This is a genomic window from Nonomuraea sp. NPDC050733 (assembly GCF_040654215.1).
In the GTDB taxonomy this organism is placed as follows: domain Bacteria; phylum Actinomycetota; class Actinomycetes; order Streptosporangiales; family Streptosporangiaceae; genus Nonomuraea.
In genome coordinates this window covers 477,505-501,945 of the sequence record NZ_JBFAHO010000002.1, presented here as the reverse complement: position 1 = coordinate 501,945, position 24,441 = coordinate 477,505, and the positions used below count along the sequence as shown (strand labels likewise).

At 71.2% G+C, this 24,441-nt stretch carries 24 protein-coding genes; 9 read left to right on the top strand and 15 right to left on the bottom strand.

What is annotated here, in order from left to right; all coding sequences use genetic code 11:
• The first annotated feature begins 14 nt into the window (after positions 1 to 14).
• Positions 15 to 3,218, top strand: coding sequence for a hypothetical protein (locus AB0H64_RS05785; RefSeq protein ID WP_357620492.1), 3,204 nt, complete (start codon positions 15 to 17; stop codon positions 3,216 to 3,218).
• Complete coding sequence (locus AB0H64_RS05780) at positions 3,215 to 3,898, top strand: hypothetical protein (RefSeq protein ID WP_357620490.1); 684 nt, start codon at positions 3,215 to 3,217, stop codon at positions 3,896 to 3,898. Before AB0H64_RS05785 ends, AB0H64_RS05780 begins: the two co-directional genes overlap by 4 nt.
• 8 nt (positions 3,899 to 3,906) lie before the next feature.
• Here the strand turns inward: AB0H64_RS05780 and AB0H64_RS05775 are convergent, their stop codons facing one another.
• Genes AB0H64_RS05775 through AB0H64_RS05765 form a run of 3 tightly spaced genes read right to left on the bottom strand, consistent with a single transcriptional unit; the run spans position 3,907 to position 7,021 of the window.
• Complete coding sequence (locus AB0H64_RS05775) at positions 3,907 to 4,854, bottom strand: superoxide dismutase (protein ID WP_357620488.1); 948 nt, start codon at positions 4,852 to 4,854, stop codon at positions 3,907 to 3,909.
• Positions 4,851 to 5,735 (bottom strand): SDR family oxidoreductase, encoded by an 885-nt coding sequence (locus AB0H64_RS05770; RefSeq protein WP_357620486.1) that lies wholly within the window; start codon positions 5,733 to 5,735, stop codon positions 4,851 to 4,853. The genes AB0H64_RS05775 and AB0H64_RS05770 overlap by 4 nt, the downstream gene beginning before the upstream one ends.
• Before the next feature lie 2 nt (positions 5,736 to 5,737).
• Positions 5,738 to 7,021 (bottom strand): MFS transporter, encoded by a 1,284-nt coding sequence (locus AB0H64_RS05765; protein WP_357620484.1) that lies wholly within the window; start codon positions 7,019 to 7,021, stop codon positions 5,738 to 5,740.
• Between the two features lie 88 nt (positions 7,022 to 7,109).
• Here AB0H64_RS05765 and AB0H64_RS05760 point away from each other — a divergent pair, with 88 nt between their 5' ends.
• The gene (locus tag AB0H64_RS05760; RefSeq protein ID WP_357620482.1) at positions 7,110 to 8,009 is read left to right on the top strand and encodes a LysR family transcriptional regulator; all 900 of its coding nucleotides are present in this window, start codon (positions 7,110 to 7,112) and stop codon (positions 8,007 to 8,009) included.
• A gap of 145 nt (positions 8,010 to 8,154) precedes the next feature.
• On the top strand, positions 8,155 to 8,718 hold the full coding sequence (locus tag AB0H64_RS05755; RefSeq protein ID WP_357620480.1) for a hypothetical protein: 564 nt from the start codon (positions 8,155 to 8,157) through the stop codon (positions 8,716 to 8,718).
• A 385-nt stretch (positions 8,719 to 9,103) separates the two neighbouring features.
• Here AB0H64_RS05755 and AB0H64_RS05750 read toward each other — a convergent pair whose 3' ends face one another.
• The 7 genes from AB0H64_RS05750 to AB0H64_RS05720 all read right to left on the bottom strand — a co-directional run bounded on the left by AB0H64_RS05750 (position 9,104) and on the right by AB0H64_RS05720 (position 16,859).
• Entirely contained in the window at positions 9,104 to 9,526 is a 423-nt protein-coding gene (locus AB0H64_RS05750; protein WP_357620478.1) for a type II toxin-antitoxin system VapC family toxin, read from the bottom strand.
• Entirely contained in the window at positions 9,523 to 9,843 is a 321-nt protein-coding gene (locus AB0H64_RS05745) for a prevent-host-death protein (protein WP_357620476.1), read from the bottom strand. Before AB0H64_RS05745 ends, AB0H64_RS05750 begins: the two co-directional genes overlap by 4 nt.
• 579 nt (positions 9,844 to 10,422) lie before the next feature.
• Complete coding sequence (locus AB0H64_RS05740) at positions 10,423 to 11,349, bottom strand: dihydrodipicolinate synthase family protein (protein ID WP_357620805.1); 927 nt, start codon at positions 11,347 to 11,349, stop codon at positions 10,423 to 10,425.
• A gap of 2 nt (positions 11,350 to 11,351) precedes the next feature.
• Positions 11,352 to 12,353, bottom strand: coding sequence for an ABC transporter ATP-binding protein (locus AB0H64_RS05735; protein WP_357620474.1), 1,002 nt, complete (start codon positions 12,351 to 12,353; stop codon positions 11,352 to 11,354).
• Positions 12,337 to 14,289, bottom strand: a complete 1,953-nt coding sequence (locus tag AB0H64_RS05730) for a dipeptide/oligopeptide/nickel ABC transporter permease/ATP-binding protein (RefSeq protein ID WP_357620472.1) — start codon at positions 14,287 to 14,289, stop codon at positions 12,337 to 12,339. The genes AB0H64_RS05735 and AB0H64_RS05730 overlap by 17 nt, the downstream gene beginning before the upstream one ends.
• Entirely contained in the window at positions 14,286 to 15,245 is a 960-nt protein-coding gene (locus AB0H64_RS05725) for an ABC transporter permease (RefSeq protein WP_357620470.1), read from the bottom strand. The genes AB0H64_RS05730 and AB0H64_RS05725 overlap by 4 nt, the downstream gene beginning before the upstream one ends.
• Positions 15,246 to 15,251: 6 nt before the next feature.
• Positions 15,252 to 16,859, bottom strand: coding sequence for an ABC transporter substrate-binding protein (locus AB0H64_RS05720; protein WP_357620468.1), 1,608 nt, complete (start codon positions 16,857 to 16,859; stop codon positions 15,252 to 15,254).
• Positions 16,860 to 16,999: 140 nt separating this feature from the next.
• Between AB0H64_RS05720 and AB0H64_RS05715 the strand changes: the two genes are divergently transcribed.
• Positions 17,000 to 17,716, top strand: coding sequence for an FCD domain-containing protein (locus tag AB0H64_RS05715; RefSeq protein WP_357620466.1), 717 nt, complete (start codon positions 17,000 to 17,002; stop codon positions 17,714 to 17,716).
• Between the two features lie 215 nt (positions 17,717 to 17,931).
• On the opposite strand, the gene AB0H64_RS05710 is transcribed toward AB0H64_RS05715, so the two are convergent.
• The 3 genes from AB0H64_RS05710 to tnpA all read right to left on the bottom strand — a co-directional run bounded on the left by AB0H64_RS05710 (position 17,932) and on the right by tnpA (position 19,244).
• Positions 17,932 to 18,177, bottom strand: coding sequence for a hypothetical protein (locus tag AB0H64_RS05710; protein WP_357620464.1), 246 nt, complete (start codon positions 18,175 to 18,177; stop codon positions 17,932 to 17,934).
• A complete protein-coding gene (locus AB0H64_RS05705) occupies positions 18,114 to 18,629 on the bottom strand; it encodes a hypothetical protein (protein ID WP_357620803.1) in 516 nt (171 codons plus the stop codon). The genes AB0H64_RS05710 and AB0H64_RS05705 overlap by 64 nt, the downstream gene beginning before the upstream one ends.
• 198 nt (positions 18,630 to 18,827) lie before the next feature.
• Positions 18,828 to 19,244, bottom strand: a complete 417-nt coding sequence (gene tnpA / locus AB0H64_RS05700) for an IS200/IS605 family transposase (protein WP_357620462.1) — start codon at positions 19,242 to 19,244, stop codon at positions 18,828 to 18,830.
• Positions 19,245 to 19,266: 22 nt separating this feature from the next.
• Here tnpA and AB0H64_RS05695 point away from each other — a divergent pair, with 22 nt between their 5' ends.
• From AB0H64_RS05695 to AB0H64_RS05685, 3 genes are all read left to right on the top strand, one after another.
• Positions 19,267 to 20,214: a transposase gene (locus tag AB0H64_RS05695; RefSeq protein ID WP_357620460.1), complete on the top strand. Its 948-nt coding sequence runs from the start codon at positions 19,267 to 19,269 to the stop codon at positions 20,212 to 20,214.
• Positions 20,215 to 20,430: 216 nt separating this feature from the next.
• Entirely contained in the window at positions 20,431 to 20,808 is a 378-nt protein-coding gene (locus tag AB0H64_RS05690; RefSeq protein ID WP_357620458.1) for a nuclear transport factor 2 family protein, read from the top strand.
• A gap of 26 nt (positions 20,809 to 20,834) precedes the next feature.
• Positions 20,835 to 21,158, top strand: a complete 324-nt coding sequence (locus AB0H64_RS05685; protein ID WP_357620456.1) for a YciI family protein — start codon at positions 20,835 to 20,837, stop codon at positions 21,156 to 21,158.
• A 143-nt stretch (positions 21,159 to 21,301) separates the two neighbouring features.
• Here the strand turns inward: AB0H64_RS05685 and AB0H64_RS05680 are convergent, their stop codons facing one another.
• A complete protein-coding gene (locus tag AB0H64_RS05680; RefSeq protein WP_357620454.1) occupies positions 21,302 to 22,258 on the bottom strand; it encodes an SDR family NAD(P)-dependent oxidoreductase in 957 nt (318 codons plus the stop codon).
• 90 nt (positions 22,259 to 22,348) lie between these two features.
• Between AB0H64_RS05680 and AB0H64_RS05675 the strand changes: the two genes are divergently transcribed.
• Positions 22,349 to 22,939, top strand: coding sequence for a TetR family transcriptional regulator (locus AB0H64_RS05675; protein ID WP_357620452.1), 591 nt, complete (start codon positions 22,349 to 22,351; stop codon positions 22,937 to 22,939).
• 117 nt (positions 22,940 to 23,056) lie between these two features.
• Here the strand turns inward: AB0H64_RS05675 and AB0H64_RS05670 are convergent, their stop codons facing one another.
• Positions 23,057 to 24,211 carry an acyltransferase family protein gene (locus tag AB0H64_RS05670; protein ID WP_357620801.1) on the bottom strand — a complete coding sequence of 385 codons (1,155 nt, stop codon included), beginning with the start codon at positions 24,209 to 24,211 and terminating at the stop codon, positions 23,057 to 23,059.
• Positions 24,212 to 24,441: the final 230 nt, after the last annotated feature.

The window sequence follows — 24,441 nt, the reverse complement described above, 5'->3', positions numbered from 1 at the left end:
TCGACGGGTGCGTCGTGCCGGAGCCACTGCGGCCGTACGTGGACTGGGTGACCGGGACCGCCTGGCCGAAGGGGGAGGCGGAGGGCTGCTTCCGGATGGCCGACGCCTGCGTGGTCGCGGCGCACCGGATCGTGGCCGGCACCGCGGCGGCGGACCCGTTCACGGCGGAGCTGCTTGGAGATCGGTGGGACGGCGCGGCCCAGGAGGCGTTCGTCGGACACGTCCGGGAGAAGGTCGGCGGCCGGCAGGCCGAGCTCGTCAAGCGGCTGGTCGACGCGGCGATCGCGCTCAACGGCGTGGGCGTGGCGATCCAGCACGCCGAGCGACTGATCACTCTGGTCGTGCTGTTCCTGCTCGCGGTGCTGCCCGTGGTGATCTGGCGGGCGCCGTGGCTGCTCAGGCCGGTCCTGCAGGTCACCAGGATGACGGTGCTGCAGATCGCCCGGTACACCGCGATCCTGATCGCGGTGTTCGCCGCGTTCGGCACGGCACTCGATCTCGGGGCCCAGTACTCCGAGATCGTGGCGGGCGGACGGCGGGACGGCGTCGACTGGGACCAGCTGGCCACCACCGCGCGCGACGGCGCGATCAACGGCCTGCTGACCGGGCTGCTGGGCGGCGGCCTGGGCCGGCTGGCCACACCCGCGCTGCGGGCGGGGGTGTCGCGGGCGGAGGCCGCCCTGGGAGAGAAGGTGCTGACCTGTCTCACGGGCACCCTGCCCGGTCAGGCGATCCAGTACGGGGTCACGGGCGCGGCGACCACCGCCATCAGCCTGTCGCTGGACGGACGGCCGCTGGACTGGGAGCTGATCCTCAAGAGCGGCGTCGCCGCCGGCCTGGGCGCCGACGGCCAGCACCTGACCGCCCCGCGCCTCCGCCCGCAGAGCGCGGCCCCCGAGCCGGCACGCCTGAGCGGCGCCGAGGGTGCCGCGTACGACAGGGCCCGCGTCCCGTTCGCCTTCGAGGATTTCTTCACCGACCCCCGCTGGGCGGCCGACAGCGAACGGTTCGAGCTGCGGCTGGGCGCCCACTACTTCAACGACCCGCAGACCCTGGAGGCGGCGCGCACCGGGGTGCGCAGGATGCGGGACGTTCTCACGGCCCTCACCCTGCGGGCGCCGGACGAGAGCCCCGCCCAGCACACCCGGCGCGTCGAGCAGGCGTTCTTCCGCGACGACGCCCCCGACAGCGCCGGACAGGTCGGCACCCGGGTCACGCTCGACCACCTGCTCGCGCGCGGAAACGTCCGGGAGCTGATGACGGCCTTCTACAACGCCGCCTACTTCAACGACGGCCACCCGCACACCCTGTCCAACACGCTGCTCCATGTCCTCGACACGGAGCGGCAGGAGCGGGCACGCCTGGCCGGAGTGGACCTCGACCTGCTGGAACGCGCGCGGCAGCAACTCGACGGCAACCGCCACCGGGCCGTTCTCGGGAAGGTCGACGAATGGGTGATGGGCGGGTCGCGGTTCGCTCGCGACCCGCTGGAGACCGGCAACGTCATCATGATGTCCGATCGGAGCGTCCGTGACCTCGCCGAGGTGGTCCAGAGCCAGGTGCACCGGCGCGACCGCACCCTTGAGGAGCAGCAGCGGAACGGGTTCATCACGACTCCGGCCCACTACGAGAATCGGGGCACGCCTCTCGGCCGGTTCGAGCGGTCGTACATCGAGTCGGTCGGCGGCGGCCCCCTGCACGCGGACACCCCGCTGCCCTGGCGTGAGGGCCGGACCGCGCACCAGAACACCACCGGCCGGTGGGCCAGGCTGACCGCCGGCGACGGCCACTCCGTGATCGACGGCATCTCGGTGACGACCACCAAGATGATGGCGGCGGCCGGGTTCCTCGGCCTGGACAAGGTCACGACGGAGCGCTTCCTCGGTGGGCTGATGGGCTGGATGCTGCCGTGCCGGGACCATTCGCTGTTCGAGATCATGCGGGGCGCGCAGCTCGCCGGCCTCGAACACCTGGCACCCTGGCCGGCCGCGCACGCCAGCGCGGTGGACGTGTACCGCCACCTGCCGGGCATGGACCTGCGGACCTTACGCGCCGGCTTCCTCCGCGACGGGCTGTTCCCGCACGAGGCCATGTACCTGCGTCACGCCACCGATCCCGGCGGGTTCGCCGAGACGCAGTTCGAGGACGTACGGGACATCGCCCGGCGACTGGGAGAGCAGCTCGCCGGCGGGCGCGTCACCGATCCGACGCTGACCGGCTGGCTGCGCCGCAACGGCGTCGACCCGCTGGACCCGGCCGCTGTGCGGGCGATGGGCGAGCGGCTGTCGCCGGGACACATGATGGCGCTGACCGTGTACACGCGCCCCAGCCACGACCTGATCAACAACGTGACCCGGACGCAGCTGTGGACCGCCGGCATGTCCGAGACCGCCGTGCGGAAGGTCCTGAACGTGAAGGTCGAGAGGCGGCTGGCCGGCTATCTCGGAGAGCTCGCCGAAGGCGTGAAGGGGCGGGCGCTCTCGTTCCCGCTGCGGCCGTTGCTGCACGCGGGCGATGGGCCCCTGACCCCTCAGTCACCGCTGACGCCGGCTGCCCGGGTCTGGGTGGACGCCGCCCAGGCGATCGACCAGGCGAAATGCGAGCGGGAGGAGCACCGCGCGGCGGGCCGAAAGGCGGAGGCACGGCAGGCCGAGGACCGGATCCGGGAGGCCCGCAGGGAGCAGCGGAGCGCCTGGCGTGAGATCCGCGAGGACCTCGGCGGCGTCCTGCCGCGGCTGGCCACCGAGATGCGATGGCACGCCGACATGGCGCACGACGCGCTGATGCAGCTTCCTCCCGTCGGCTCGCCCGACCAGCCCGTGCTCGCGTTCCGGGGGGACTGGCTGACGCCGGTGCACTCGCCGATCTACGGGTCGAGGAGGTTCCCGCACGGGATGACCCGCGAGTTCCTGAGCCTGAGCCGGAGCCTGGAAGTGGCCGTGCAGTACGTTTCCAAGAACCTGGTGGGAGACCGGGGAGTGCTGGTCGTCTACGCGCTCACCGGCCGCAACGGACGGGACATCTCCATCTTCTCCACCCACCCGGAGCAGGAGGAGATCCTGCTGCCACCTCGCTCCCCCGGCCGGCGGCGGCACGACCCGGAGCTGGAGGCGCGGATCCGCGCCGCCCTGGAGCGGACCGCGGAGGACATGATCGAGCGAGGGAAGCTGGACAAGGTCCCGGACAGCTACGACATCCTGATCATGGACGAGGAATGACGGGGAGCGAGGTGCCCGCCGAGCCGCCCGACTCCGACGAGACGGTCGGGCGGATCCTGCAGGGTCTGCACCGCCTGCTGGTGCGGCTGGCCGGCCGCGTCCCCGACGAGCTCGTGTTCCATGCGCGGTGCATGCTGGCCGAGGGCGACCTGGCGTACCTTCCGGACACGCTGTCGGGCGCGGCGGCGGGCCTCGGGGTGTCGCTGACGGCGGCCGACGCCGGGATCCTGCGTGACGTGCTCGTGGCCCTCGGGGCCGGTGAGGAGCCGGTGGCGATGGACCGGGTGCCGATCTCCGACGTCGTCCCGGGGACGGGTCACGTCTTCGCCCCGGCCGTTCCGGACCTGACCGAGGAGGCGGACGACGGGCCCGCCGACCTCCTGGACGCCCTCGTGGTGGACGCCCTCACCGAGCATTCAGGCGTCGTCGCCGTGCGGCGCGCGTGGCGGTCCCGGCCGGGCGGGCCGCCGGAGGACGGGAGGCGGGTCTACCTCGCCGAGGTGGACCCGGGCGTCCCGGCCTGGGACCTGACCATGGACGCCCAGCGGGAGCTGGTCCAGATGGGGATGGACTCGCCACAGGTCGAGGTGTACTGGAGCGGCGACGACCTCCCGCCCTACCACCGGACGGCCCGAACGGGCGCCGCACTCCTGTGGCGACGACCGGAGGCCACGCCGTAGCCGCCGTTTCAGGGGCGGGGGATGGCGACGGCGTCGTACGGGGTGGTGGGGGTCGGGGTGGTGTCGAAGCGAGCGTTGGGGAGGTACAGCCGGTCCTCGAAGGCGGCCATCGTCGCCGGTACGTCGAAGCGGGGATCAGTCACCCGCCGCACGACGCGGCCGTCGGTGCCCGCCGCGTTCAGCCGCAGGACGGTCACGGCGTTGAGCCGGTTCTGCACCGCGTACAGCGTCCGGCCGCGCAGCAACAGGCCGTCGCCTTCCTTCAGCGACTCGCCGTGCAGGTTCACCCGGCGGGTGGCGCCGGAGCGGTCGACGCGGAACAGTCCGCCGGTGTTCGACTGGACGACGAGCAGGCCCCGGCCGTCCGGAGTGGGCGTGATGCCGTTGGCGTTGAAGCCGTCGCGATACACCAGATCCCCGGTGAGCGGGATCCGCACCGCGGCGGCGGGCAGCCGTCCGCCGCGCAGCGGCAGCTTGTAGAGCACCGGGTTGGTGGAGTCGGTGACCCACGCGGCGTCCTGAGTGAGGATGACGTCGTTGACGAAAGCCGGGCCGGTCGTCAGCCGGTAGGAGGCCAGCACCCGGCCGGTGCGGACGTCGAGGACGCGCAGGTCGCCGCCCGTGCCACCCGCCACGAACAGCCGTCCACGCGAGTCGATCTTCATCCCGAGGGACGGCGTGCCGGGCCCGTGGCTGAAGACCGCGCCGCGTCCGGTGCGCAGGTCGGCGCGGTAGATGGAGCCGTCGGCCATGGAGCTGACGAAGGCGAACGGGCCGGGGCCGATGGCGATGCCCTCGGGCTGGAAGCCGTCCGGCAACGAGATCGATCCGGGAAATCTCCCCGGTCCGCCGGGACCCGGCTGCCCGTCTGAGGCCGCTCCGGCGGGAGCGCCCATGACGATGACCAGTACGAGTGCGGCGAGGATCGCACCCAGGGACTTGATCGAGCGCATCATCGAGTGCCCTCGCCCTCGAACGCCGCGGCGTGGTCGCGCAGGAAGTCGGCGATGTCGCGCGGGGGCCGGCCGAGCAGGTCGGCGACCGTGCCGGTGGTGAAGTCGCCCCAGCCGGAGACGTACGCCTGCGCGTACTCCTCCAGCATGTCGACGATCCAGGCCGGAACGCCGTAGCCGAGCAGCGTCTTGCGCTTGGCGTCGTCGCTGACCGGCAGGTACGTGACGGGCCTGCCCAGAGCGTGACTCAGCCGGCCGGCGACCTCGTCGAACGTCAGCGAGCGCGGCCCGGTGAGGGTGTACGTCTCGCCGTGATGACGATCCGGGTCGTCGAGGAGCACGCGGGCAGCGCACTCGGCGATGTCGCGTACGTCGATCATGCCGATCCGCGCCGAGGCCATGTTCAGCGAGAACGTGCCGGTGGCGGCTATGTCGCCCGCCTCGTTCAGCAGGTTCTGCATGAACCAGTGCGGACGCAGAGTCGTCCAGCGCATGCCGCATCGTTCGGTCTCCTGGTCGGACAGGGCGTGCAGCCTGCCGCTGCGGTTCGGCGCGTCGTGCGCCGCGCCGACGACGGACAGGCGCACGACGCGCTCCACACCGGCCTGGCGGGCGGCCCACATGGCGTTCATGTTGTTCTCCGGCGCGCGCGGGCCGTTCGGGGTGAGCAGCCACACGTCCTGCACGCCCTCGAAGGCCGGTGGCAGCGACCGGGCGTCATCGAGGTCGCCGGTGAAGACCTCGGCGCCCTGCTCCCGCGGGCCGTCCGCCTTGGACGTGTCGCGGATGAGAGCGCGAAGGCGCACATCGGCCCCTCGCAGCGCGTTCATCAGTGCGGTGGAAACGGTTCCGGTGGCTCCGGTGATCAGCACGGTGCGCGACATGTTCATTCTCCTTCGGTGGTGACGGCTTCGGTGGTGACGGCGCCCTTGGCCGGTGCCGGGTCATGGCCTTGGTCGACCGGGGTCTTCGGGGGCTCTGCCGCCGCCCGGCCGGTGGTGATGCGCTCCAGGGCCCAGAGCACGACGGTCCCGGCCGAGAGGATGGCGCCCAGGACGCACACGCCGGTCCAGCCGCCGTTCATCCAGACCACCGAAGCCAGCGCGGAGCCCACCGCGCCGCCGACGAACAGGCACGTCATGAAGGCGGAGTTGATCCGGTTGCGGGCCTCGGGCCGGAGCGCGTAGAGGACGTTCTGGCTGCTGTTGAGCACCGCCTGATGCGCCAGGTCCAACACGATCACGCCGGCGAGCAGCCAGACCAGCGAGCGCGCGCCCGCCGCGAGCGCCGCCCAGGACGCCGCCAGCAGGACCGTGCCGGCGCCCGTCACGATCTGGACGAACCCGCGGTCGGCCAGCCGCCCGGCCACCATGGCGGTCAGCGCACCCACGGCGCCGACCAGCCCGAAGAGGCCGACAGCCGACTCCGACCAGCCGTACGGCGAGCCCACCAGCAGAAAGGTCAGCGCCGTCCACAGCACGCTGAACGACGCGAGGCTCAACGCGGCGATACCCGCCCGCCACCGCAGCAACGGCTCGTACCGGAACATCGCGACCGTCGAGCGCAGCAGCCCCAGGTAGAACCGGTGTCCGACGGCTCCCCCGAGCCGGGGCAGGAAGGTACGCAGCAGCACGGCCATCAGCGCCATCAGCACCGCGTTCACCCAGTAGACCGTCCGCCACCCGTCCAGCTCCGACAATGCCCCGGACGCGGTGCGCGCCAGCAACAGGCCGAGCATCAGCCCGGTCATCACCGTGCCGACCACCCGGCCACGCTCGGCCGGGTCCGCAAGCGTCGCCGCGAACGGCACCACGACCTGCGCTCCGACCGAGGTCAGCGCGGTCAGGGCCGTGCTGACCAGGAGCACCGTGCCGTTGGGGGCGGCGGCCGAGACCAGCAGGAAAACCGCGGTCACCGCGTAGAGCGACACCGCCAGCCGCCGCCGCTCCACCAGGTCGCCGAGCGGCACCAGCAGGATCAGCCCCAGCGCGTACCCGACCTGCGCGGCCGTCACCAACAGCGCCGCCCGCGACGGCCCGATCGCCAGCTCCCGGCCGATCAGGTCAAGCAGCGGCTGCGCGAAGTAGTTCCCCGCGACCGCCAACCCCGTCGCCACCGACATGAGCAGGAGCAGTCCGCGTGACAGGCCGCCGTCCGTGTGAGGTCTCATCGCTGTCATGCCCCCAGCCTGGTTGACCAGGGATCGATGAGTCCAACACATGCTTGTCATCGAAGCGATCTGACATCACGATTGATCCATGGAGCTCCAGCAAATGCGCTATGTCGTCGCTGTCGCGGAGACGAGCAATTTCACCCGCGCCGCCGAGCAGTGCCTGGTCGTCCAGTCCGCGCTGAGTCACCAGATCGCCCGCCTGGAACGCGAGCTGGGTGCCAAGCTGTTCGAGCGCACCAGCCGTCGCGTCCGGCTGACCCCCGCCGGCGAGGCGTTCCTCCCCGCGGCCCGCCAGGCCCTCGACGCCGCCGAACGAGCCCGCGCCGAGGTGGCGGCCGCCGCCGGCGAGATCCGCGGCCGGCTCGCCATCGGCGCCATCCCCACCGTCGCGGCGGTCGACCTCCCGACCGCGCTGAAGCATTTCCACCTGCGGCATCGGCAGGTGCGGATCAGCCTCCGCTCGGGCGCGAGCGAGGAGCTGACCGAACGCGTGCGGCAGGGCACCCTGGACGCCGCGTTCCTGGGGCTGCCGGTGGGCGTACGACCCGAAGGCGTCCGCGGCCGCGAGCTGGGGCGCGGCGAGCTCGTCGCCGTGGTGGCGCCCGGCCATCCGCTGGCCGACCAGGAACGCGTGGATCTGCACCAGTTGTCGGACGAGCTGTTCGTCGACTTCCCCCCGGGCTCCGCCGCGCGGGCCCAGTCGGACGAGGCGTTCGTCGCAGCCGGCGTCCGGCGCGAGGTCGCCTTCGAGGTGACGTCCGTGGACTTCATCGCTCGCCTGATCCGGCAGGGCCTCGGCATCGGGATGCTGCCCGCCGCCTTCGTGTCCGAACTCCCCGGCCTGCCCGTCCTCCAGCTTCGCGACGCCCCCGCCCGCATGGAGCACCTCATCTGGAGCCGTTTCCCGCCCTCCCCCGCGGCGGCGGCGTTCCTGTCCGGGCTCGGTGTCTCGGCAGGGGAATCCCCAGGATCGCCGGACCCGTGACTTCAGGCGTTTCCGGTCACGGCGCTGGAGCGGGTGGATCACCGTGCAGGCGGACCCGCGCTCATCCCGCAGGGGGACGACGGGCGTCATCGTGACGGCGACCATGGGTTCCGCTCACCGCAGGCTCTCGTCGAAGGACACGGACATGCTCAAGAAGTCTCTGCCGGCCGCGCTCGCGGCGGCGGCTGTCGCCGCCCTCACCTTGGTCCCCGCCGGCCCCGCCGCGGCCGCCACGATCGAGATCCGTCCCGGGCAGGTCTCGACCCTGAGACAGTCGAACAGCAAGTTCAGCTGCCCGACGAACGAAGTGCTCATCGGCCGCGAGCACCGCGGCGACGAGAACGGCGACACCACGTTCCGCTGCGGCCGCATCTACATCGACAACGTCCAGGTCACGGTGCTCAAGGCGGACTTCTGGGGCACCAGAACGGACGAGAACAGCCACGATTACCACACTCCGGCGAACCAGGCCATCACCGGGATTCGGCACGACGGGGACGAGAACGGCGACACCATCTACTACAGCGGCGCGCTGTTCCTGGGCGGCAAGGCGGTGCAGATCACCCCCAGGCAACTGGAAGGCTGGGTCAGGGAGAACAACCATGCCTCGATGGGCGGCGCCAGCCAGGTGATGACCGGCCGTAGGCACAGCGGGGACGAGAACGGCTGGACACAGTACGAGTACGGCTGGATCTCGTACAGCGGCTGATCACGGGAGCGGGAGGGGATCAGCTCCCTGGAGACGCCGCCGCCCAGCACCTCCACCCGGTCGCACTCGGCAATCTGACACAGCCCGATCGAACCGAAGTCCACGCCGATCCGTCCCCGGCTCGCACCGTCCGCCACCGAGGACGGCTCAACGCTTCTATCAACCCGGTCTGCCGCGCGAGCGGTACGAAGCGCTCGCTGGGCTTCATGAAGAAGTTGGTGATCAGCGACTCTGCCAGCGGAGCCGACCGGTCGGTCCTGTCCTCAGAGTGGTGTAAAAGCTCGATGGCCTTCCCCTCTTAACGTGGGAGACGGGACCGGATTAAGGATTCGATGCCTACATGTGGCGGCGGCTGTTCGCTGTGGCCTCCTGAGCGTTTTCCATCTCATGAACCGGCCCATTGCGGACGGGTTACCGGCACTACGGTGAGCAGGTGATCAAGGCCTTTGAAGTCCTTGGGATTGCAGGTGTACAGAGGAAGCCGATTCGCGATTGCCACACAGGCAATCATCAGATCTGCGGTGCGGGGACGTGGTTTGCGTCCTGAGGCGATCACGGCCGTCCACAACTGGCCGTACTCGCGGGCCGAGGTGTCGTCGAAGGGGAGCGGGTCGAATTCGGCTTCTGCGGTCTGAAGGATCTTCATTCGCTGGGCGAGCTCCTGCGGTCCTGTCGCCACCAAGACGCCGACCGAGAGCTCCGCGGTGGTGATGGCACTGATCATCATCTCATCGGGGAGTTCGTCCGGATCGATACCAGCACGCAGGATGAGGATGTTGGTGTCGAGCAGCCCGAGGCCATGGGTCATCCCTCGTCCTCCGCGAATTCGCGTCTGCCGTATGCGCGGTCGTACGGGTCGTAGAGATCGTCATCTACGTGGCGGTCCATGTCCTCGCGATATTCACGGTCGTCTAGTCGCGGCATGCCACGCGACACGGTGGCGAACTCGGCGCGCGACACGGCCCGGCGCCGGCGGCGGAGAGGGACCAGATCACCGATGTGATGGCCATTACGCGTAACGGCGTACCGCTCCCCACGTTCCAGGCCATCCATGATCTCCGCTGACCGATTACGCAGGTCGCGTTGAGAGATCTCATGGACGTAGTCAGGCTCGGGAGTGCTCACATCCCAAGTTTATAGCGTGGTGCCATTCGGTGCTACTAGGTAGCACGTCTTGGACACTCGTCATGCGCGAAGTATCCTGAGCCGGGTGGGAGTAACCGGGCGCGGGGTGAGAGCGCTTCCCGGACCGACGTAGAGGTAGCTGGTGGGGTCGGGCCAGGCGATTGCGACCCGTCTCCTCGGCGCACCTCTCGAACCGGACGGGCGACTTTCACCGCATCAGGCTCTCCGCAGATCTCCTTACGGGGATGGTTCGTCATGCCGTCAGCGGCCAGGGCGAGGGGATCGCAGTTCCGCGGTAGCAATATCGGGTGGTGCTGACCGTTGCCGGGTTGAACAGCGTCGCCTCGCTGATGGTGGGCCACCAGCTTCCTCGGCAATGCCAGTGTCGGAGCTGTCTCCAGGTGGTGCAGTCCCAGCGGGGGTCCGGGGGCCGGAGGCACCCGGCCAGGGGGTGTGGGGGAGCTCGGCTCCCCCACTGTCACAGCCCGAGCCGCGTCGCGCGAAGCGCGCCCCCGTGAGGACCTTGCCTTTGGGGCCCATCCCCCGCCAGGACCTTGTCTCCACGTACGCGGCCAGGGGTTACAGCAGGCCCGCCGTGGCCAGGTGTTTGCCGATGCGGCCGATCTCGTCGTCGTTCAGGGGGATCTGGGGCGGGGCCGTGACCGGGCAGGCGATGATGCCGCGCAGGTACAGCGCCGCCTTGAAGGCCCCGAGGCCCGACGAGCTGCCTCCCATGCGGGCTCCGCCCACCCGGACGATCTCGAAGAGCCGTACCAGGCGCTCCTGTTCCTGGCGGGCCGCCTCCCACTCGCCCCGGCCCGCGCAGGCGGCCAGCCGGACGTAGCCGTGGGGGTCGACGTTGCCGAGGCCGGGCACGACGCCGTCGGCGCCCATCCACAGGGCCGAGTCGACCGTCACCTCCGACCCCGTGAGCACGCTGAACCCCGGTCCGCGGCCCAGGATGACCTCCCGCAGGCCGCCGTCGTCGCCGCTGGAGTCCTTGACCCCGGCCAGCACCCCTTCGGCGGCCAGCTCCAGCAGCAGGGCGGCCGGGAGCTTGGTGTGGACCGACACCGGCAGGTCGTAGGCGTACAGCGGCAGCCCGGTCCGGCCGGCGATGAGCCGGAAGTGGGTGCGGATCTCCTCCAGGTGCGTACGCGTGTAGAAGGGCGCCGTGGCGACCAGGCCCGACACGCCCGCCTCGACGGCCACCCGCGCGTGGTCGAGGACGCGGGGCGTCGTCATGTCGATCACTCCGGCGAGCACCGGGACCTGCCCGGCCACGTGCCCCACCACCGTGTCCAGCACCACGCGCCGGTGGGCGTCCGGGAGATAGGCCACCTCGGAGGACGAGCCGAGCACGAACAGCGCGTCCACGCCGCCCTCGATCAGGTGGTCGACGAGCCGGGTGAGCGACCGGACGTCCACCTCGTGCTCGGGGGTCATCGGGGTGCACACCGGGGGGATCACCCCCGTCGCGGGCGCGGGTCCGGCGGGGTCGGGCATGGTCACGAGCGCTCCTGGATCAGGTCGAAGTCGGTCGCTCCCGCCGCCACCGGGTGGTGGCAGTGGAAGTGGTGGTCGTCGCCGTCGGCGGTCGCGGCGGGCCAGGCCGCCGCGCACGTGTCGTCCGCGCGCCAGCAGCGGGTGCGGAACGGGCAGCCGCTCGGCGGCCGGGTGGCCGAGGGCACGGCGCCGGTCAGGGGGATCGGGGTGATGGGCGAGATCAGGCCGGGCGTCGCGGAGAACAGGGCCCGGGTGTACGGGTGCCGGGCCCGCAGGGGTACGGCCCGCGCCGGCGCCTGCTCCACGATCCGCCCCAGGTACATGCTGACCACCCGGTCGCTCATCCGCCTGACCGTCTGGATGTCGTGCGAGACGAACACCATGGCCAGGCCGAGCCGTTCCTTGAGGTCGAGCAGCAGGTTGAGGATCTGCGCCCGCACGGACACGTCGAGGGCGCTGGTCGGCTCGTCGGCGACGAGCAGGGCGGGCTCCAGCGCCAGGGCGCGGGCGACGGCGACGCGCTGGCGCTGGCCGCCGGAGAGCTGGCCGGGCAGGGCGTCGGCGACGGCGGCGGGCAGCCCGACGAGGCCGAGCAGCTCCCGGACCCTGGCCTCGCGCTCGGCGGGCGTGCCGCGCCGGTGCACGTCGAGCGGGTCGCGCAGGACCTGCCGGACGGGCAGCCGCCGGTTGAGCGCCGTGGACGGGTCCTGGAACACCATGCCGACGCCGGTGCCGACGAGGGTGCGGCGCTCGGCGTCGTTCATGGCCCACAGGTCGCGGCCGTTCAGGGACACGGTGCCGGACGTGGGCCGTTGCAGCCCGACGAGGACCCTGGCCAGGGTGGACTTGCCGCAGCCGGACTCCCCGACCACGCCGACGGTCTCGCCGGGGGCGACGGTCAGGCTCGCGTCGGTCAGGGCGTGGACGCGGTCGCGGGAGAACAGCCCGCCGGTGCGCGCCTTGTGGACGACGTGGACGTCCTTGAGCTCAAGCAAGGTGCTCACTCCCCGCGGTCTCCAGGCCGGCCGGCTGCGTGGTCGCCGGGTGGTGGCAGGCGTACGCGTGCCGGTGCGCGTCGCCCTCCAGCGGTGGCGCGTCAGTCCAGCACTCGGCGGTCGCCATCGGGCACCGGTCGGCGAACCGGCATCCGGCGGGGAACCCCGAGGGCGGCGGCACGACGCCGCGGATCTGGGTGAGCCGCTCGGCCCCCGACTCCAGGGACAGCACGGAGCCCAGCAGCCCGCGGGCGTAGTGGTGGGCGGGCGCGCCGACGAGCGCCGCCGTGGCTCCGGTCTCGACGATCTGCCCGCCGTACATGACGACGACCCGGTCGGTGACGTCGGCGACCAGCGCGAGGTCGTGGGAGACGAGGATCAGCGCGAACCCCAGCTCCTCGCGCAGCCGCAGCAGCAGCTCGATCACCTGGGCCTGCACGGTCACGTCGAGCGCGGTGGTGGGCTCGTCGGCGACGATCAGCCTGGGCTCGCGCGACAGCGCCATCGCGATGAGCACCCGCTGCCGTTGCCCGCCGGACAGCTCGTGCGGGTACGCCGACAGGGTGCGGCCGGCGTCGAGGCCGACCAGCTCCAGCAGCTCGGCGGGCGAGCGGCGGCCGCCGCGGCGGGTGACCTGCTTGAGCTGGGCCTTGATGGTCATGGCGGGGTTCAGGGACGACAGCGCGTCCTGGTAGATCATGGCCATGTCGTGGCCGAGCAGCCGGCGGCGGGCCTTGCGCGGCAGGGCGAGCAGCTCCCGCTGGTCGAAGCGGACGTGCCCGCTGACGCGGGCCTCACGGGGTTGCAGGCCCATGATGGTCAGCGCGGTCAGCGACTTGCCGCATCCCGACTCGCCGACCAGGCCGAGCACCTCGCCGGGCCGTACGTCGAAGGCGACGCCGTCCACGATGTCCACGCCGTCGGTGAAGCCGATGCGCAGCCTTTCCACCGACAGGATCGGCGGCCCTGAGGGCAGGGGCCGGGCCCGCTCGGCGAGCCTGCGGGCGGCCTCGGCCAGGCCGGGCAGCTCGACGAGCTCCCCGGAGCCGGGCTCGGCGCGCTCCACCGGGTCGTCCTTGACGGGCACGGCCTTCTTGGCGGCGGGCGCGGCCCAGGCGTCGGAGACGCCCTCGGACAGGATGTTCAGGGCGAGCACGGTGAGCAGGATGAACAGGCCGGGGAAGACCGTCGCCCACCAGCCGCCGAGCAGCACGAGGTTCTTGCCGTCGGCGATGACGCTGCCCCAGGACGGGTTCGGGGGGCGGACGCCGGCGCCGATGAACGACAGCGACGCCTCCAGCACGATGGCGTCGGCCACCATCACCGTGCAGAACACGAGCACCGGCGCCGCGCAGTTGACGGCCACGTGCCGGAGCAGGATGTGCGGGGTGCGGGCGCCGATGACGCGCTCGGCCGCCACGTAGTCCTCCCCGTACTGGGCGAGGACGTTGGCCCGCACGACCCGGGCCACGGACGGCATGTAGAGGAACGCGATGGCCATGACCAGCACCGGGATGCTGCCGCCGAAGACGGCCACCAGCACCGCGGCCAGCGCGATGCCGGGGAAGGCCATGATGACGTCGAGCACCCGCATGATCGTCTCGTCCACGCCCCTGCGGGAGGTGGCCGCGACCGCGCCGACGAGCGCCCCGGCCACCAGGGCGAGGCCGGTCGCGCCGAGGCCGATGAGCAGGGACCAGCGGGCGCCGTACAGGAGCCTGGACAGGATGTCGCGGTTGGCGCTGTCGAGGCCCATCCAGTGCCCGGCGGACGGGCCGCCGCCGGCGGCCTCCTGCACGTACGGCGAGTGGGGCGCGATCCACGGCGCGAGCAGGGCGGCGAGCACGACGAGCGCGATGACGGCGAGGGCGGCCCACGACAGCGGGCGCAGCCGGCGGAAGCCGATGCCGGGCCGGGACAGGCGCTCCCCCAGGGCACGTCTCATGCGGCGCTCCTCAGGCGGGGGTTGACGAGCAGGTAGAGGATGTCGACGGCGAGGTTGACGACCATGAAGCCGACGGCGATGGTCAGCACCACGCCCTGCACCACGGCCGGGTCGCCGTCGCGCACCGCGTTGATCATGAGCTGGCCCATGCCGGGCAGGCCGTAGATCTGCTCGATGACGACCGTGCCGCCGATGAGGTAGCCGATGCGCAGACCGAGCACGGTCAGCGGGTTGATGAGGGCGTTGCGCAGCACGTTGCGGCCGACCACGACGACGGGCGGCAGGCCGCTGCCGATGGCGGTGCGGACGTAGTCGCGGTCCAGCTCCTCGACCATGGACGTACGGATGACGCGAGTGAGCTGGGCGGCGGCCGGCAGCGACAGCGACAGGGCCGGCAGCGTCATGGAGCGCAGCCAGCCGGAGAAGGAGTCGGCCGGGTTGATGTAGCCGCCCGTCGGGAACAGGCCCTCGCCGACGGCCAGCCACTGGATCATCAGCAGCGCCAGCCAGAACGCGGGCGCCGCGACCCCGACCAGCGAGACGACGCGGATGACCTGGTCCGGCCAGCGGTCGCGGAACAGCGCGGCGGTGACGCCGAGGACGAGCGCCAGCCCCACGGCCACGGCCAGGCCGAGGAACGTGAGCTGGAGCGTCAGCGGCAGCGCCGTCGTCACCGACTCGATGACCGGCTTGCGGGTGAGCACGCTGGTGCCCATGTCCCCGCGCACCAGGTCGGCGACGAAGCGCAGGTAGCGCAGCGGCAGCGGGTCGAGCAGGCCGTTCTCCAGCTGGAACTGGTGGATCTGCTCGGGGGTCGGGTTCGCGCCCTGGAAGTACGCGTACTCCGGCTTGCTGTTGGAGAAGCGCATCACGACGAACACGAACGCGACGACCCCGAGCACCAGCGGCACCAGGATGAGGACGCGCCGGACGAGCAGGCGGGCGATGAGGACCATGGCGGCTCAGACGCGCTTGGTCTGGAGCAGGTTGATGCCCGGGTACGGCTGCGCGCGCACGCCGGACAGCTTCTTCGGGTCCCACGCGGTCATCACCTCGGTGTGCACGACCGGGTAGACGACGGCCTGCTCGGCGATCAGGTCGAGGTACTTGTGGAGCAGCTCGGCCTTCTTCGTCCTGTCGGGCTCCTTGGTGGCCTCGTCCATCATGGGGAACAGCGCCTTGGCGGCCTTGCTGCCCTCGAAGTGGCTGTACTTCATCCACAGGCCGCCGGAGACGTAGTTGTAGCGCATGATCAGGTCGGCGTCCATGCCGAACTGGTTGGGGTTCGAGGCGGCGGCGACCACCTGGTACTCCTGGAACTGGTCCATCTTGGCGAACAGCGCGGCCGTGTCCTGCGGCTCCAGCGTGGTCTTTACGCCGATGGCCTCCCAGGAGGCGGCGATGGTGGGCAGGCAGTCCACGAGCCAGCTCACGTTCACCGACATGAGGTTGACCGTCAGGCCGCTCACCCCGGCCTCCTTGAGCAGCGCCTTGGCCTTGTCGGGGTCGTAGTCGTAGACGACCGCGGCCCGCTTGTGGTCGGGGTGGCCCTCGTTGAGGAAGGAGCTGGAGGCGGTGCCGTGGCCCTTGAGCGCGACGTCGATGAGCTTGCGCTTGTCGATCGCGTAGTGCAGGGCCTGGCGGACGCGGACGTCGTCGAACGGCTTCGCGCCGGTGTTGAACATGAGGAACAGGTGGTTCATGCCGGCGCCGCCCTCCACCGTGAGCCCCTGCTGCTTGAGCTGGTCCACGTTGGCGTACGGGATGTTGTCGGCGATCTGCGCCTCGGCGGACGAGCCGGAGATCTTGGCGACCCGGGCGGAGGCGTCCACGATGCTCAGCCAGTTCATCTTCTTGGCCGCGGCCGGGCGGGGCCCGTTGTAGCCGTCGAACGCCTCGAAGGTGGTGTTGGATTTGGGGTTGTGCGCGGTCAGTTTGTACGGCCCCGAGCCGACGGCCTTGCCGCCCTTGGCGGCGTCCCAGGCGCCCGGCTGGCCGAAGACGTGCTTGGGCATGATCTTGGCGATCGTGAGGCGGGGGGCGGCGTCGGGGAAGGGGAACTTGAAGACCAGCTCCACGGTCCGGTCGTCGACCTTCTTGACCTCCTGGAGCCAGCTCCGGAAGAAGTTGCCGACGAGGACGTTGGCCTCCGGGTCGAGGACCCGCTGGTAGGTGAAGACGACGTCGTCGGCGGTGACGGGCTGCCCGTCGTGCCACTTGGCGCCGTCGCGCAGGGTGAATTTCCAGGTGGTCGCGTTCAGGTCCGACGGCAGCGCGGTCGCCAGCGCCGGGTACGGCTCGCGGGTGATCGGGTCGGTGTCGAGCAGGCCCTCGTAGACGTGGGTGATGCCGGCCACGGCGAAGGCCGAGGCCGTCTGGGTGGGGTCCCAGCTCTGGTCGTTGCCGTACCCGATGACGGCGGTGATGAGGTCCTTGTTCGAGCCGGCCCCGACCGAGCCCGTGGAGGCGGGGCCTCCCGAGCAGGCGGCGAGGGTGGCCGCGATGAACGCCGCCGCCCCCGTTGCCCCGCTGTAACGCAGGAAGTCGCGGCGGCTGAGGTCAGAGCTCACAGATGCCTCCTGAATGGTAGAACATGGGACATCCCATGTCCTATCTTGTGCGTAACGTGGACGCTAGAGGCGGGGAGCGCTTGAGGTCAACAGGAGATTTCCGGAATGTTACCTAAGCGCCAACCAGAGAGGGATTCTTCATGACGACTGTCCCGCGCTCCCGGCTCAGCCGGGCCGTGGAGGCCCAAGAGGGCGTCAAGGAACTGATTCTCAGGCGCGGGCTGGTCGCGGGCGACCCGCTGCCGACCGAGTCGGAGCTGATGGAGGAGCTGGACATCAGCCGCAACTCCGTCCGGGAGGCACTGAAGGCTCTCCAGGCGGTCGGCATCGTGGAGATCCGCCACGGGTTCGGGATGTTCGTCGGGCGCATGTCGCTCGCGGGCCTGGTCGACGAGCTGGCCTTCCACAGCCGCATCACGCTCCAGGACGGCCGCAACCATCTCGGCCACCTGACCGAGATCCGGGAGGTCCTGGAGAGCGGCCTGGTGGTGCGTCTCATCGACCTCGGCGACGCGGCCGACCTCGCGCCGGTGACCGAGGTGATGGCCCGGATGGAGGCCGAGGCCCAGGTCGGGGCGGTCCCTCCCGAGACGGACCGGCTCTTCCACGACCTGCTCTACCGCCCGCTCGGCAATCCGCTGGTGAGCCAGCTCCTCGGAGCGTTCTGGGACGTCTACCACCAGCTCCGCGACGAGATCGGCACGCCGGACGAGGCGCCGGCGGACGTGGCCAGGCGGCACCGCGACATCCTGGCGGCGGTCACGGCGGGCGACCGGGCGGCGGCCACGGCGGCGGTCGAGGCCCACTTCGAGGGGGTCCGCAACCGCCTGGCCCGCCTCGGACCGCGTCCTGTCTGATGGGTCGTTCCGGAATTGAGCCGAAACGCGAGTGGGGCCGTATCTCCACGCGAAGGCGATCCCATCTCGGGGGCCGGGCAACCTCTCGGGCGAGGCGCCGGTCCCCGGGGGGTCGAGTCTTCGGGCGTTCGGTTCGGGTACACGCCGAGAAAGGAGCGGAACGGTGGCGGGATGGGCGTGGCTTCCCGGTGCGGAAGCGGCGCCCGTCCCCACCATCACACCGCCGGAGCCGACACGCCGGTCACGCGGCCGGCTCTGCGGGCCGTACGCGCCGGCGTCTTCGCGATGGTCTGCGTGCTGCTGTCCGCGGGCCTGCACACGCTCACCGCCGGCGCCGCCGTGGACGTCCCCACGCTGGCGACGGCCATGGTGGCGACGTGGTGCGGGGCGTTCGCGCTCACGAGCCGGCGACGCGATCCCGGCACGCTGATGACCGCCTGCTTGACCGCCCAGTACGGCATGCACCACCGGTTCTCCCCAGGCCCCTCGGTGAGTTCCCCCCATGGGGCCGTCCGCCACCGGCCTGACCTGGTCGAAGTACGCGGGCGAGAACGTGGACGAGTTGCGCACCGCGCTCGACTGGTCCACGCCCGGCCTGTCGGCGTTCTCGGGCGACCACGCCGCGCACACCTCCCAGAGCGGACGCCGCGGCCATGGCGGACACGGCGCGACGGCGGGCGACACGACGGTGGACGCCATCGCCCGGGCCGCGCGGCGCGCACCTGTCCGGCCCCCTGGAATTCGCCTGGCCAGGCAAGCCCGGGGACGGGCACCTGGTCAAGGAGGTCGACAACCAGTAGCCGCAACCGTACCCGATCAGGAGCATCAGCCCGGCGGTCAGAGCAGCCAGCACGATCTGGTTGGCCAGGCCGAACAGCCGTCCCATGTGCGCGTCGATGCCCCACCGGGCCAGCCTGGCGGCGAAGCGTCACACGGCTGGTCAAGGCATTCGAGGCCGACGGGACGGTCGCCCGGCGCCTGAACCCGCGGGACAACCGCTACCAGAATTGTCGGCAGTGCTCCGGGCTTCAGCTCGGGGGTGAGGCCGACCGTCTGGCGTGGCGGGGCAGGAGCAGCCGGTTCGCCGCCGGGCGGGCCGGTGTCCATCCGTTCAGGCGGGCTGGTTCTGCTGTTCGATGTACTGGTGCAGGACGCTGATCGGCGCGCCGCCCACCGAACCGGCGAAGTAGGAGCCCGACCACAGTTTGTTGGCCCGGTAGTAGTGGGGGGCCAGTTCGGGGAACTCCTGTCGCATGCGCCGCGAGGACACACCTTTGAGGCTGTTGACCAGTTTCGACAGGGCGATCTTGGGTGGGAAGTTGACCAGCAGGTGGACGTGGTTGTTGTCGCCGTTGAACTCGGCCAGGTCGGTCTCGAAGTCGGCGCAGACGGCCCGCATGATCTCTTCCAGGCGGGTCAGGTGCGCGTCGGTGAACACTGGATGCCGGAACTTCGTCACGAAAACCAAATGAGCGTGGAGCACGAAAAGGCAGTGTCTGCCGGTTCTGATATCGCTGGGCTCGGCCATAGCCCAACTGTATGATGGTCGGGTGCAGTTGCGGTACAGCTACCGGATCGATCCGACCCCCGCCCAGCGGATCGCGCTGGGCCGGGCGTTCGGGTGCGCCCGGACGGTGTTCAACGACGCACTGCGCATGCGCAACGACGCCCATGAGGGCGGGTTGCCGTTCGTGAGCGACGCTGAGCTGTCGCGCCGGGTCATCACCGAGGCGAAGAAACGCCCCGATCGGGCGTGGCTGGGCGAGGTGTCAGCCGTGGTGTTGCAGCAGGCGCTCGCCGACTGCACGACGGCGTTCCGCAACTTCTTCGCATCGGTGTCGGGCAAGCGCAGGGGCCCGAAACTGGCCCCGCCCCGGTTCCGGTCCAAGAAGGACAATCGGCAGGCGATCCGGTTCACCAGGAACGCCCGGTTCAAGGTGACGGCAGGTGGAAAGTTGCTGCTGCCGAAGATCGGTGAGGTCGCGGTGCGCTGGTCACGGGACCTGCCTGCCGACCCGTCCTCGGTCACGGTCGTCAAGGACGCGGCGGGCCGGTACTTCGCCTCGTTCGTGGTCGAGGTCACCGCGCGACCGCTGCCCGTCCTCGAAGCCGAGGCCGGGATCGACCTCGGGCTCGGGCACTTCGCCGTCCTGTCGGACGGAACGAAGATCGACTCTCCGCGCTTGCTGCGCCGGGCGGAGAAACGGCTGAAGAAAGCTCAACGCGCCCTGTCCCGCAAAGACAAGGGCAGCAAGAACCGCGACAAGGCCCGGCACAAGGTCGCCCGCGCGCACGCACGGGTCGCCGACGCGCGGCGCGAGTTCCACCACCAGGAATCCACCAGGATAGTTCGCGAGAACCAAGCGATCTTCGTGGAGGACCTGGCGGTGGGCGCACTGGCGCGCACGAGGCTGGCCAAGAGCGTGCACGATGCCGGGTGGTCGGCGTTGGTGAACATGCTGGAGTACACAGGAAGCCACGGAAGTGCCGCCGCGTGAACGGGGCGGCACAGGCCAGAATCTTCGGGCTTCAGCCCGGAGAGCGCGTCAAACCCTTGCCCGTCTCACCCCGGCCCCGGCGGGCGAGCGCGCGGCCGCCGGGCTGGCGGACGCGCACCGGCTTTACCAGGCGCGGCTCCTCGACGGCGTCCCTCCCCAGGACCAGGAGACCGTGCTGCGCGTGCTGGCCCGGCTGCGCGCCAACATACGCCGAGCATGACGACAGGAGTGGTGGAGATGACGGATCAGGTGCGCGCCGTCGCGCGGCGGATGTACGAGGCGTTCAACACCCGCGACCTGGACGCGGCCGACGCGGTCTTCGCCGCGGACTTCGTCAGCCACCCGCTGGGCACGATCGGCGTCGAGCACGTGAAGCGGGCCTGGTCGGGGATGCACTCCATGTTCCCCGGCATCAGAGTGGACGTCGAGGACATGATCGTGGACGGGGACCGGGCGGCCGTGCGCACGACGCTGCACGGCGTACCGGGCGGCGACGGGCAGCCGCCGCCCGCGATGCTGGAGATCTTCCACGTACGGGACGGGCGCATAGCCGAGTTGTGGGGCATGTCCACGCTGAGCCGTCCCGGCCGGTGAGCCGCCCTGGTCAGGAGGGAGAACCGATGCTGCACCTGCTCGTCCTGCGTTACCTCGGGACCGAGGAGGAGGCGGGCCCGCACGTCGCCGGGCACGTCGAATACCTCGAACGACATCACCGGGAGGGCGTCTTCCTGCTGTCGGGGCAGACGGTGCCCTCGGACGAGGGCGGGGTCATCCTGGCGCGCGGCGAGCGGGCGGCCGTGGAGCGGCTCGCGGCCGGGGACCCGTTCGTGCGGGCGGGGGTCGCGGCGTACACGATCACCACGGTCGATCCCGGGCGCGTGCACCCGGCGCTGGCCGGGCCGCTGGGCGTGGACGACGCACGGGTGCGCGCCGCCGCCCCGTGACGGTCACCCGTCCGGCGCGTGGGCCGGCCGTTCCGTGCGGAGCTTCGACGAGCAGCAGACGAGGAGCAGTGGAACGCCCACCGCTTCGACATCGTGGTCCGGGGCGACCTCGCCACGGCCGGACAGCCGGGGCACGGCCCGCATCACCCGAAACGGGAGCTCGGATCGACGCCGGTCAGGTCGCGGCTCGCGTCCCACACGCGGGCCGCGAGCTCGGTGTCGGCCAGGACTCCCCGTACGGGCTCGGGTCTGGGCAGGCCGCGGATCCCGAGCACCCGGGGTCCCCACAACTGGCCGCCCCGGACGGACGGGTCGAGGACCGCTCGGACGGCGGACCACGCGGCGGCCTCCTTGCCCTGAAGGAGGACGCCCAGGGGCAGGCCACGCAGCCGCTCTCCGGTGGTCCGGACACGGATCGGCGGGCGTGAAGGGGTGAGGGAGTCGAGCGCGCCACCGGGATGGACCACCACACTCAGCGTCGTGCTGCCGGCGGCGCGCAGCCGGCGATCGAGCTCGAAGCCGAAGAGCATCTGCGCGAGCTTCGACCGTGCGTAGGCGCGTTTCGGCTGGTAGCCGTGCGTGCTCTGGAGATCGTCGAGGTCCACGGACTTGGCCGTGAAGCTGCCGGTGGTGACGACCCGGCTCGCGGGCGCGGCCGTGAGCAGCGGCGCCAGCCACCAGGTCAGCGCGAAGTGCCCGAGATGGTTGGTCGCGAACATCAGCTCGTGACCGGCTCCGGTCTCACGGCGCTGCGGCTCGTCGAGCAGCACGCCGGCGTTGTGGACGACCGCGTCGAGACTGTGCGACTCCAGCGCGTCCACGGACGCCTTGAGCGAGGGCAGGTCGGCGAGGTCCAGCGGGATGCGGTTGACGCGGGCACCGGGGACGCGTGAGCGGATCGACGCCATCGCGGCCTCGGCCTTCGCACTGTCGCGGCTGCCGAGGACGACGGTGGCGCCGGTGCCGGCGAGCTGCTCGGCGACGAAGTACCCGATGCCCGCGTTGCCGCCGGTGACCAGGAAGGTCTTGCCCTCGGCGGGCGGCAGCCGATGGACGTCCCAGTGACCCTCGGCCGGGTCGGGGCTGTGGTGGGAGGACATGGAGGACGGCTTTCTGCTGGAGATGGAATCACTATAAAGTCATAATCACTCTAGTTTTAGAGCCATTCTAGTCCCATCTAGGATGAAGACATGGCGACGACGATGGGGCGACGCGAGCGCAAGAAGGCACAGACCCGTCAGGCGCTGGCCGACGCGGCGAGGCGGCTGTTCCTGGAGCACGGGTACGACAAGGTCACCGTGGCGCAGATCGCCGACGCGGCGGACGTCTCCATCGCCACCCTGTTCGCGCACGTGCCGGACGGCAAAGAAGCGCTGATCTTCGACGACGGCGCCGAACGGCGCGCCGGCCTGGTCGCCGCGGTCCGCGACCGGCCCGCCGGCCAGCCGATCCTGGCGGCCCTGCGCCGGTTCATGGCCGGCCGGGGCCCCTTCACCCCCGACATGCCTTCCGAGCGCCGGCGCCTGCGTGACCTGATCGTGAGCACACCCGCCCTGCGGGCCTACTCGCGCAAGCTCTGGATCGCCGGCGAGGAGCCCCTGGCCAAGGTGATCGCCGACGAGACCGGCCGGGACCCCTCGGACATGACCATCCGCGCCCTGGTGCGCTACGTGCTGGAGATCCCCGACCTCGCGGGCACGGAACCCGACCCCCTCACCGCCATGAACGCCGTCTTCGACCTCCTCGAGTCCGGCTGGCCCGGCCTGCCCGAGCGATTCTGACGACCACAGCCCGGCTGCGCCCCGCTCTGACGGTCCCGGCCGCACCTCCGCACTCCCCGCCCCGTGACGGTCACCCGTGCGGCGCGTGGGTCGGCCGTTCCGGTCGCGTCGCGCCCGTCACCCCCGGCGGCGGGCGGGGCGCATGCCGAACAGGAAGCGCGTCACCGCCGTGCGCCGCACCAACAGGTCGTACGCGGCCAGGATCAGCACCAGTGACATCGCCACGATGGCCACGAACTTGACCGGGCCCGGCACCGGCCAGCGCACCACCCAGAAGGCCACCACGACCACGATCGGCTGGTGCAGCACATACAGGGGAAGCACCCCCTCCGACAGGTAGGCGTACAGCCGCCTCCCACCGGCGCCCCCGGCCTCCTGGGACGGGCGGCGGCGGTCGAGGAGCGCCATGATGCCGACCAGCCAGCACCAGCCCGCGGCGCCGTACAGGGCGCGCGCGACCATCGCCGTCGGGTTCAGGTCCGTGAACGCGTCACCCTCCGCGACCAGGAACAGCGGCAGCCCGGCCATCGGCAGCAGCAGACCGCCCACCACGGCCGCGCGCCTGTCGCGGCGCAGGGCGTCCCGTAGCCGCTCGTCGGAGGCGAGCACCAGCCCGTAGAGGAAGAACAGCAGATACGCCCAGCGGCTCCAGCCGGCGTACTCCTCCTCAAGCCCCAGCACGGCGCTGACCAGGGCCAGCGGCAGGGCCGGCAGCAGCAGCACCGCGCCGGGCCGCCGCGCCAGCGCCGCGAGCCCGCCGCCGAGCGCCCGGGCGCACGCGGCGGGGACCCAGCGCACCACGGGCGCCAGCATGAGCGCGAACGCGAGCAGCAGGAGGAGGAACCACAGGTGACCCGTCTCGAAGCTGTCGCCCTGCAGCACGAACGGGAACTCCCACGGCTCCACCCGGATGTCGAAGAAGCGTGGCAGGAAGGCCAGGTACGACTCGTGGTAGGCGGGGTCGGCGCGCAGCCTCAGCCACTGCGGCACCGGCACGAGCACGGCCGTCCCGAACACGAGGGGGACGCCGATGCGGCGCAGCCGCTCCAGGGCGAACCCGCCGGGGCCGCGCCGGCGGAGGGAGTGCCAGGCGCCGAAGCCGGCGATGAGAAACAGCAGCGGCATCGCCCATAAAACGCCGAAACCAGCGAAAATTGTGGTTATGCCGGTGGTTTCCGCATTTTTCACATAAAAGTCGTCGTTGACGTCGAAGACCAGGGACGAATGGAACAGCACGAGGCCGACCACCACGAGCACCCGCACGAAGTCCAGCTCGGCAACCCGCCCGGGGCCTCCCCCGGCTCCCCCTGAGCGCCCGGGGACAAGCCCGTCCCCCGCACTCCCCTCTTCGGCCGGCCGGCCCTCGAAGGGGCGGGGGCCCTCGGCGCGTTCCGCTCCCGAGGGTCGCCCTCCGGCGCGGTCCTCTCCGCGTGGAGGGCGCGAGGACGACGCGGGGCGGGGTGCGGGGGCCGGGCGGGGTGCGGGCTTCGGGCGGGGAGCGG

Bases quoted from the DNA above. Each gene is read 5' to 3' on its own strand.
- AB0H64_RS05710 (WP_357620464.1), bottom strand. From the start codon at position 18,177: ATGCCGTACTGGGCGGTCAAGCAGGCGGTCATCAGCGTGCCGGGATCG.
- tnpA (WP_357620462.1), bottom strand. From the start codon at position 19,244: ATGGCCGAGCCCAGCGATATCAGAACCGGCAGACACTGCCTTTTCGTG.
- AB0H64_RS05765 (WP_357620484.1), bottom strand. From the start codon at position 7,021: ATGAGACCTCACACGGACGGCGGCCTGTCACGCGGACTGCTCCTGCTC.
- AB0H64_RS05685 (WP_357620456.1), top strand. From the start codon at position 20,835: ATGCTGCACCTGCTCGTCCTGCGTTACCTCGGGACCGAGGAGGAGGCG.
- AB0H64_RS05760 (WP_357620482.1), top strand. From the start codon at position 7,110: ATGGAGCTCCAGCAAATGCGCTATGTCGTCGCTGTCGCGGAGACGAGC.
- AB0H64_RS05680 (WP_357620454.1), bottom strand. From the start codon at position 22,258: ATGTCCTCCCACCACAGCCCCGACCCGGCCGAGGGTCACTGGGACGTC.
- AB0H64_RS05675 (WP_357620452.1), top strand. From the start codon at position 22,349: ATGGCGACGACGATGGGGCGACGCGAGCGCAAGAAGGCACAGACCCGT.
- AB0H64_RS05730 (WP_357620472.1), bottom strand. From the start codon at position 14,289: ATGAGACGTGCCCTGGGGGAGCGCCTGTCCCGGCCCGGCATCGGCTTC.
- AB0H64_RS05750 (WP_357620478.1), bottom strand. From the start codon at position 9,526: ATGACCCATGGCCTCGGGCTGCTCGACACCAACATCCTCATCCTGCGT.
- AB0H64_RS05770 (WP_357620486.1), bottom strand. From the start codon at position 5,735: ATGTCGCGCACCGTGCTGATCACCGGAGCCACCGGAACCGTTTCCACC.
- AB0H64_RS05690 (WP_357620458.1), top strand. From the start codon at position 20,431: ATGACGACAGGAGTGGTGGAGATGACGGATCAGGTGCGCGCCGTCGCG.
- AB0H64_RS05725 (WP_357620470.1), bottom strand. From the start codon at position 15,245: ATGGTCCTCATCGCCCGCCTGCTCGTCCGGCGCGTCCTCATCCTGGTG.
- AB0H64_RS05715 (WP_357620466.1), top strand. From the start codon at position 17,000: ATGACGACTGTCCCGCGCTCCCGGCTCAGCCGGGCCGTGGAGGCCCAA.
- AB0H64_RS05780 (WP_357620490.1), top strand. From the start codon at position 3,215: ATGACGGGGAGCGAGGTGCCCGCCGAGCCGCCCGACTCCGACGAGACG.
- AB0H64_RS05740 (WP_357620805.1), bottom strand. From the start codon at position 11,349: ATGCCCGACCCCGCCGGACCCGCGCCCGCGACGGGGGTGATCCCCCCG.
- AB0H64_RS05755 (WP_357620480.1), top strand. From the start codon at position 8,155: ATGCTCAAGAAGTCTCTGCCGGCCGCGCTCGCGGCGGCGGCTGTCGCC.
- AB0H64_RS05775 (WP_357620488.1), bottom strand. From the start codon at position 4,854: ATGATGCGCTCGATCAAGTCCCTGGGTGCGATCCTCGCCGCACTCGTA.